Genomic DNA, 9,184 nt, shown 5'->3' with positions numbered 1-9,184 from the left:
GCATATTTACTTAAATCAGCTCACCAGTTACCGCTCTAAAACTTTTATCATTTTAAAGGATTTTAGTAAGTGAAAAAGCCCAGGCAAAATGATCAAACCTCCAATAATTAGAGTAATTCCTAATACATTAATAACATGACTTGGTGCGGCAGTTTCAATAAGGTTCATTTCTATATTTGAAGCAATTATCAAATTAGGAAAATGGGCAGACATTGCAGCAAACAAAATTAAAATGACCTGCAGACCGGCTAAAGTTCTACTTAAAACTTTTTTTGCATGTTTTATGCTTTGTAATAGGGGAAAGATTAGCAGTGCAGAAAGTATAACAAAACCAACTGTATATGGGCTTTTTATAAAATCAGTGATAAATGTAACTTCATATATAAAACCGTAGCATAAAACTACAAACCCCATAGTTATAACAGTTATAGTGGCGTATTTAGATTTTCTGATGTATATTTTTCTATTTGATGCATCAGTTTCACCAATTAAGAGAATAGAGGTTAAAAAGGTACATAGAGAAGCAAAGAAGAGTCCAACCAAAATTGAAAATCCATTTAACCATGGATTTATAAATACTTCAGAAAAAGAATAAGCTTCATAGTTATCTGTAATAATAAGTCTTCCAGAAAGCATAGAACCAGCTGTCATACCTAAAAATATAGGTGTTATTAGACTGGAAATTCTAAACATCCAATCATATAAAATTTGCGATTTATCTTTATAAGCATCATAATGTCTGAACACGAAAGCTACGCCTCTCATCGTAATACCAAGTAATACAAGTGTAAGCGGAATGTGTAAATAAACAACCAGTACATTATAGAAATTAGGAAAACCAACCCATAAAACAACCACCAAAATAATAATCCAAATATGATTAGCTTCCCAGACAGGACCCATTACCCGGTAAATTGTTTTTTTAGTGAGTAATTGGCTTCTTTCTGTAGAAAATAACTCCACAATACCTGCTCCAAAATCAGCTCCAGCTAAAACAACATATAGTACCAGAGATGTAACTAGAAAAAATAAAACAATATTTAACATTTTATGCTAATTTTGATTGATTAAGTGATTTAATCTGCCTTGTCATAAGCCATGTAACAGCAACTGTTAGTACCCCATAAAGTATTACATACATATAGAAACTATAAACCATTCCAGGCATAGGAGTTACAGCGTCTTTTGTTTTCATAATATTATGAATAATCCAAGGCTGTCTTCCTACCTCTGTAACCATCCAACCAGCCTCTAAGGCAATAAAACCCATTGGGGCAAGAAGTGTAAATAATAACCAAAACGTATTATTTTGCCACCAAGTTCTTTTTTTTAGGCTAATAAAAAATAAAATCCCAGTAAGCATAAGCAATGTTCCTAAACCAACCATAATTTGAAAAGCATAGTGAACTATAGATACACTAGGGAGAACATCTTCAGGGAAATCATTTAGACCTTTTACTTCTGCATTAAAATCACCGAAGGCCAAAAAAGATAAGGCTTTCGGGATTTCTATTTTATAAGATACCTTTTTGTTTTCTTCATCAACAATGCCACCAATATAAAGTGGCGCTCCTTTTGTGGTTTCGTAATGAGCCTCCATAGCTGCAAGTTTAACTGGTTGGCGCTGAGCGATGTCTTTAGCGGAAAGATCACCACTAATAGGTTGTAAAATGGCAGCAATAGCTCCAAATGTAATGGCAATTTTGAATGCTTTTTTATGTAAATCTACTTGTCTTTTTTTATAAATTTGATATGCATGAATCCCAGCCACGGCAAATCCGGTAGCTGTGAAAGCAGCCAATGTCATGTGTAATGCTTGCGTAAACCATGCTGGGTTTAATAAGGCCTGTACAGGGTTTATATTTAAAAACTCGCCATTTACATAATCAAAACCAGAAGGCGCGTTCATCCAACCATTTGCTGAAACGACTAGAATCCCTGAGGCAACTCCAGATATACCAACTATAACACCTGTAAACCAATGAAATTTTTCAGGTATTTTATCCCACCCGTATAAATAAAATCCCAAAGCTACAGCTTCAACAAAAAAAGCAGCACCTTCTAAAGAAAACGGCATACCAATAATGGGGCCTGCATGTTTCATGAATTCAGGCCAAAGTAAACCTAATTCAAAAGATAATGCTGTTCCAGAAACGGCACCTACAACAAAAAAAATGGCGACTCCTTTTTGCCACGATTTTGTGAGCTTCAAATAAATAGGATCTTTTGTTTTTAGCCATTTTTTATGAGCAATAACCATAAAAAAAGGCATTACCATGCCAATACATGCAAAGACAATGTGAAAAATTAGTGTAAATGCCATTTGTAGTCTAGCGGCATCCAAATTATCCATAAATAGGGATTTTAAGTAGAAATACAAAGATACTTTATAAGATGTAATTCGTACTTATTATTATTTCAAATTTCAATTATTTAACAGTTGAAATAGAAATTTACAAATTGTTTACTTGGTTTTAAACCCTAAATTAATATAAAATGAAGAAAGCTATTTTAAAGTTTTTTTGTTCCTTTAGGTTTAGACTTATTATACTTGTTTTCTATGGACATTTGATTAGGATCTATATCTCCTGAATTTTTAAAAACGTCTATGGCCCAATCATCATGTAAAGTTTTGAGCTCAAGAACTATTTCGGGATATTTACTTGCATGATTAGTTTCCTCTGGGGTATCTTCATCAAGATTAGCGAGATAATATTCAGGCATTTCAAACGGTTTTTCAGGATGATTTGAATATTTTCCAGTTGTATCGTATCCCTTATATATAAGTTTCCATTTTCCTTTTCTTACAGCCCACATGTGTTGCCACATCCAGTGCATGACTTCGTGCTTTGAAGTTGCTTTATCAGAAAGAATGATAGGTAAAGCACTATAGCCATCAAGTTTGTTTGGAGGTTTAGGAATATCTAGAATGTCGCAAATTGTTGGGAGTATATCCAAATTGCTAATAGTTTCATTTCTAACCTCGTTTTTAGGGAATTTTTTGGGATAGCTTATAATTGCAGGCACACGAAGCCCACCCTCTAAAAAACTTCCTTTTGCTCCTCGCCATTTGCCTGTGTAACCGCCTCCACCGTTTCCACCATAACTCACATCCCAGTTATAGTAATCTTCAGTAGAATGTCCGTTATCACTCATATAAATAATAATAGTGTTGTCCTTTATACCGGTGATTTCAAGAGTATTTAGTACTTCACCTATTTTTTTATCCATGGTCGCAATCATTGGTGCATATGAATTTCTTGGCCATTTTAAATGTTTGTATTTATTTGCGATTGTTGAATCGGCTTGTTCAGGATAATGTGGTAAATTAAATGGTAAATACAAAAAGAATGGCTTGTTTGTATTTTGTGTTATAAATTTTTGTGCCTCCTTTACCTGCAGATCAGGAAAGTACTGTCCATCTTTGAATATTTCTTTTTTTCCGCTATATAAATCATGAAATTGTGGACGTTGCCATTTGGCATGAAGAAAACTATGACTATAATAATCAATAAAACCTCCTCTAAAACCAAAGAAAGTATCAAACCCCTGTTCTAATGGTCCGTGATCAAGTAGGGCACCTAAATGCCATTTACCTATAATCCCCGTTTGATATCCCTGGTTTTTTAAGTGTTCAGCAATTGTGATTTCTTTTAAATTCATGACTCTTCCTAAGGTGTCTTTGATATGGCAAGAGGTCCAATTATTAACACCACTTCGTTGGGGTGCTCTTCCTGTTAATAGAGAAGCTCTTGAAGGGCAGCATACTGTGTGTGCGTAAGCACTTGTGAATCTTACTCCTTCTTTTGCTAAATTATCAATTGCAGGGGTCTTAATATCCCGAGCCCCATAACATCCTAAATCAAGAGTGCCTTGATCATCTACATATATTAAAACTATGTTAGGTTTCTTGCTATTAGAATTATTGTTGCTATCTACTTTAAGATTGTCACTATTTGAATAGTAAAAGAAGCAAGCAAATAGAATTACAATAGGGATAAGAACTAAATTTTTCATAAGCAATTAATAGGCGTTTTAAACATTGTAAAAATGTTTGTTTTTTGGCCAAATGAGTGTCATGCATTGCACGAAAAATAGCAAATTTATTGCGGTTTTAGGTTTTATCTAAACGATCTATTTATTGTAAACACGATTTTGTTTTGTTAAAAAGAAATAAGTTTCATTGTGATTTTAATTTTGGAATAACACAATTGTAATAGTTTTGATAAGGAAAATTATTTTTAATACTCTAATAAAAAACAGGTACATATATGATGTTATTGTTTTGATAATTAATAGTTTATATAGTTTTTGAATTATTTAAATTTTTCTGGTTGATATTATAGATTGATTGCATACTAACACATTTATAACAAATTTATTTGTGTATGGTGGCTAAGTTGTATTAAGAATAGGGTAATACGTGTTTTAAAATTTATAGTTTTTGAAAAATATGTGCTAATGTGGTGAGAGTTATGCAGATATATTTGTTTCAACGATTTAAACTAAATATTAACCAAAATTATGAAACACATTATGCATAAATTATTTTTTAAGCGCTTGCATCTATTATGTTTTTTTGTATTTGCCCTGACATTTACAAATTCAATAAATGCACAAAGCACCACTATAAGTGGTATTGTAACAGATGAAACGGGTGTTCCCCTCACAGGGGCTTCTGTTGTTGTAAAAGGTACAGCCAACGGAGTCACTGCAGACTTTGATGGTAAGTTTACATTACAAGATATTTCTGGCGATGTCATTTTAGAGTTTTCTTATATTGGTTTTAAATCGAAAGAGATATCGGTTGGAGATCAAACAATTATTAATGTCGTATTGGAAGAAGATCTTTCGGCACTGGATGAAGTTGTAGTAGTAGGTTATGGTAGAGAAAAAAGATCTCAAATAACAGGAGCTGTTGCTTTGGTTGATACTGAAGCTATAACAAGAACTAATACCGCTTCGGTTGATAGCGCCTTACAAGGTTTGGTAGCAGGTGTTACAGTTACTAATAATAATGCTACCCCTGGTGGCGGTGTTTCTGTAAGAATTAGGGGAGCTGGTGGTGTAAATGGCAGTGAACCTTTATATGTTATAGATGGTTTCCCCATTTCTGTCGGTCAAAATGAAAATAGTAGTCCTTTAACTTCTATTAATCCTGAGGATATTGAGTCTGTATCTATTTTAAAAGACGCTGCTTCGGCTGCAATATATGGAACTAGGGCTGCAAATGGGGTAGTGCTGATTACGACAAAACGAGGTAGAAACCAAAAAGGTCAAGTTAATATTAATGTGAGAACAGGATTTCAACAGGCAGCGAATACACTTGATTTAATGAATGCTGAAACTTTTGTACGTACTACTAATTTGGCGGCTCAAAATGCTGGAAAATCTATACCTCCAGGTTTTGACAACCCTGAAGCATTTGGTGAAGGAACTGACTGGATTGATACAATAACACGTTCAGCCGAAGTTTCAGATATCCAAGCTTCATTTTTAGCAGGTTCAGAGAATGGGAATTTTTATATGTCTTTGGGTAGATTTAAGCAAGAAGGTATTGTAAAAGGTTCTTCATTTGAAAGAATTACCGCAAGGCTTAATGCCGATCAAAACATCTCTAAGAAACTAAAAGTAGGAGGTAGTGTTGGTTTCACTAAATCAAAACAAGAAGGGCTAGGAGCTTCAAGAGGAACAAATACGGTATTGTCTTTTGCAACATTGTTTTATCCAACCATCCCTGTTTACGACGAAAATGGGAATTATGCTCCAACACCGGCAAATGGGTTCTATAAGCCTCAAGTTAATCCTTTATTTACTGCTGAAGCACCTACAACACCTCCTGTTAATCATTTTTTTCAAGGGAATATGTATGCTCAGTATAAAATATTACCAAATCTAGAATTTAAGACTTCAGGGTTTTATACTTTAAATAATACAGTAACTGAAACTTATGGACAAATTTATGAATTAGGAGCAGCAGCGTCAACCGAGCAATCAATTTTTAAATCACAGGTTTCAGGAACAACCTATTTAATAGAGAATACTTTAAACTATAACTTTAAAATAAAGAATCATTCCTTTGGTTTTTTATTAGGACAGAGTTTACAGAAAAACAAATTTCAGAGATTAGCTGTTTCTGGTGAAAATGCAAATGAGGGAGAACCATTAATTGTTACAAATTTGACTCAGAATCTGGGTATTCAGGATTTTACATCCGAAGAGAGCTTGCTCTCATACTTTGGAAAAATGAATTATAGTTTTCGAAATAAATATTTAATGACTGCTATTGTTAGAAGGGACGGTTCTTCAAAGTTTGGAAGTAATAATAAGTGGGGAACTTTTCCATCACTTTCAGTTGGTTGGAGAATTTCTGAAGAAGATTTTATATCTAAAGAAGGCTCACTTTCAGGTTTAAAACTAAGAGCTGGGTGGGGTCAAGTTGGAAGTGATAATATTGGTAATTATGAATTTTCGCCAGTAGTAGTTCAAGGGTTTAATTATCCGTTTGGTAATCTAGATGGTATTGTATCTCCAGGTTCTGCAACTCAAGGAATTGCAAATCCTGATTTGCAATGGGAAACAGTAACACAATGGAGTGTTGGTGTAGATGCCGATTTTTTTGATAATAGACTAAATATTATTGCAGAATACTATAACAAGACACAAGAAGATGTATTGGTGGGGGTTCCCCAGTCGGCTGTTTCTGGAATTTCTAATGGACGCAACCAAGGTAGTCAAAGACAAAATGTTGGGGAGTTGGTTAATAAAGGATTTGAGTTTACTGTAAATTATTCGGCAAGTTTAGGTGATTTAAATTTTTCTGTTGGAGCAAACGTAACAACAATAGATAATGAGATATTAAATATACCAGCTCCTATAAGTGCTTATAATTTTAGAGGTAATTTAACAAGAACGGAAAATGGACGAAGTATTGGAGAGTTTTATGGTTTGCTAGCAGATGGTATTTTTCAAAACCCTGCAGAAGTTGCAGCGCATGCAACTCAAAATACAGACACCGCTCCAGGAGACATACGCTACTTAGATCTATCTGGACCTGATGGTTCACCTGATGGCGTTATAGACGATTTAGATCGAACGTTTATTGGGAGTCCAATTCCAGATGTGACTTACGGGTTTAATTTAAATATGAACTATGCAGATTTTGATTTTTCGCTTCAAGGTAGTGGGATGTCCGGTAATAAAGTTTACAATGCCTCAAAATTACTTTTGCTGGATTATACGAGAAGTGAGAATAAATTAAATGTAACTCCTTGGTCTTCATCTAACACCAGTAGTGGTTACCCTAGAGCGATTGCTCAAGATGTTGGAAATAGTCAGAATTCGAGCTTTTTTGTTGAAGATGGTTCGTTTACAAGAATAAGAATTATTGAATTAGGGTATTCTTTACCATCATCCATTTTAGATAAAATAAAAATGTCGCAATTTCGAATATATGGAAATGTACAAAACCCTTTTACGTTTACTGATTATTCAGGAACAGATCCAGAGGTAGGTAATGCCAATGGAAGTAACTTAGCAGCTGGTATTGATAATTTTGTATACCCTATTGCTAGAGTATTTTCTATAGGATTAAACGCTAAATTTTAATAAATAATAACATGAAAACATTAAAATATATATTCATTCTATTAGCCTTTTCATTTTACGCATGTGATGAAGATGTTTTAGATTTAACAAATAAAAATGGCCTAAATTCTGATACGTTTATGCAATCAGAAAGTCAAGCTTTAGAAGCAACCACCGCAATTTATGATCCTTTAAATCATCTAGGGATGTATAAATTTACTTTTTTAACATTAGGTGAAATACCCACAGATAATATTATAAATCAGAACGGAGATGGTAATTTTGGTCCTGATATGATTAAGCTAAATGAATACAATTGGGATTCCAATAACATGTACTTTGTTTTACGATGGAATGCAGCATATAAAGGTATTGGAAGGGCTAATTACGTATTGGAAAATTTAGATAAAGTTTCGAATTTTTCTGATGGCGTTAGGAATCAAGTAGAAGGACAGGCTTTATTTTTAAGGGCTTTATATTATTATAATCTCGTAGCTGGGTTTGGAGATATTCCTTTGGTAACTAGCTTGTTGTCTCCAGCAGAGTCAAATAGTATAGAGAAATCGCCAGAAGCAGATGTTTGGGCTCAAATGGAAGCGGATCTGATTAGGGCAGCTCAATTATTACCAAGCTCATATCCAATTGAGGAGGTTGGCAGAGCTACAAAAGGAGCTGCTTATGGATTGTTATCAAGAGTAAAGCTTTGGATTGGTGATTATGCAGGGGCTGAAAATGCAGCAAGTGAGGTCCAAAAATTAAATTATGATTTAGTTACTGCTGACGATTATGTGAAGATGTTTGATGGTAGGTTAGAGAATAGCTCAGAATCTGTATTTGAAGTACAATTAATTCCAGGACAAGGAAATTATTGGAATGATGAAAAAGCAGAAACCTCTCTAATTATGCATATTTTCCCAAGAATATCATGGGCAGTGTATATGATTCCAAGATTAACCAATACTTATGATATTGTCGATGAGGCTTTTGAAATAGATGATATTAGGCGTGAAGCATCTATGCTTATATCTGGTGAAGATGAAATTTTTTATGTATCTGAAGACAAAACAAGCGTATTTCCAGATTTAGAAATTCATAGTGATTTTAGACTTGATCTACAAGAACAGGGAGCGTATCAAATGCGTAAATTTTTACCGTATGATACGGTGAACTGGCAACGTGGAGGTGCATTTTTTAATCAGGGAACTTCAATTAATATTCCTGTTATTCGTTATTCTGAAGTTATTCTTAATAAGGCAGAAGCTTTGGTGCTGCAAGGTAAAACTCAAGAAGCTTGGAATGCTTTACAAATAATAAGAACTCGAGCAGGGTTAACTATGGAAGGAGTAAGTAATAGTGACCAAGCTGCACTTTTGGAACAAATAAAGAAGGATAGGCGTGTAGAATTGATGTTTGAAGGTCATCGTTGGTTTGACCTAAAAAGATGGGGAGATCTGGGTAATTTAGTGGATGCTGGTTTAAACTATACAGGACAAACCAATTGGCTAATTCCTCAAGTGGAATTAGATGTTAACCCAAGTTTAAATGATTAAATTTAGTTAGTTTAGTTAGTTTAGTTAGTTTAGTTAGTTTTTAAGGC

5 protein-coding genes are annotated in these 9,184 nt (G+C 34.0%); 2 read left to right on the top strand and 3 right to left on the bottom strand.

From position 1 onward, the window contains the following. Positions 1-27 precede the first annotated feature (27 nt). The 3 genes from Q0857_RS12175 to Q0857_RS12165 all read right to left on the bottom strand — a co-directional run bounded on the left by Q0857_RS12175 (position 28) and on the right by Q0857_RS12165 (position 4,017). The gene (locus Q0857_RS12175) at positions 28-1,047 is read right to left on the bottom strand and encodes a cytochrome d ubiquinol oxidase subunit II (RefSeq protein WP_298535631.1); all 1,020 of its coding nucleotides are present in this window, start codon (positions 1,045-1,047) and stop codon (positions 28-30) included. Position 1,048: 1 nt separating this feature from the next. After that, the gene (locus Q0857_RS12170; RefSeq protein WP_298535629.1) at positions 1,049-2,353 is read right to left on the bottom strand and encodes a cytochrome ubiquinol oxidase subunit I; all 1,305 of its coding nucleotides are present in this window, start codon (positions 2,351-2,353) and stop codon (positions 1,049-1,051) included. 158 nt (positions 2,354-2,511) lie between these two features. Next, entirely contained in the window at positions 2,512-4,017 is a 1,506-nt protein-coding gene (locus tag Q0857_RS12165) for a sulfatase-like hydrolase/transferase (RefSeq protein WP_298535627.1), read from the bottom strand. Positions 4,018-4,524: 507 nt separating this feature from the next. On the opposite strand from Q0857_RS12165, the gene Q0857_RS12160 reads away from it, so the two are divergent. Then, positions 4,525-7,608, top strand: coding sequence for a TonB-dependent receptor (locus tag Q0857_RS12160; protein WP_298535625.1), 3,084 nt, complete (start codon positions 4,525-4,527; stop codon positions 7,606-7,608). A gap of 11 nt (positions 7,609-7,619) precedes the next feature. Beyond that, a complete protein-coding gene (locus Q0857_RS12155) occupies positions 7,620-9,137 on the top strand; it encodes a RagB/SusD family nutrient uptake outer membrane protein (RefSeq protein ID WP_298535623.1) in 1,518 nt (505 codons plus the stop codon). The last annotated feature ends 47 nt before the right edge of the window (positions 9,138-9,184 follow it).

Source organism: uncultured Algibacter sp. (genome assembly GCF_947495925.1).
Classification (GTDB): Bacteria; Bacteroidota; Bacteroidia; order Flavobacteriales; family Flavobacteriaceae; genus Algibacter_E.
This window is presented reverse-complemented; position numbering and strand designations above follow the sequence as displayed.

Coding starts and splice junctions, on each gene's coding strand:
- Q0857_RS12170 (WP_298535629.1), bottom strand. CDS start 2,353: ATGGATAATTTGGATGCCGCTAGACTACAAATGGCATTTACACTAATT.
- Q0857_RS12160 (WP_298535625.1), top strand. CDS start 4,525: ATGAAACACATTATGCATAAATTATTTTTTAAGCGCTTGCATCTATTA.
- Q0857_RS12165 (WP_298535627.1), bottom strand. CDS start 4,017: ATGAAAAATTTAGTTCTTATCCCTATTGTAATTCTATTTGCTTGCTTC.
- Q0857_RS12175 (WP_298535631.1), bottom strand. CDS start 1,047: ATGTTAAATATTGTTTTATTTTTTCTAGTTACATCTCTGGTACTATAT.
- Q0857_RS12155 (WP_298535623.1), top strand. CDS start 7,620: ATGAAAACATTAAAATATATATTCATTCTATTAGCCTTTTCATTTTAC.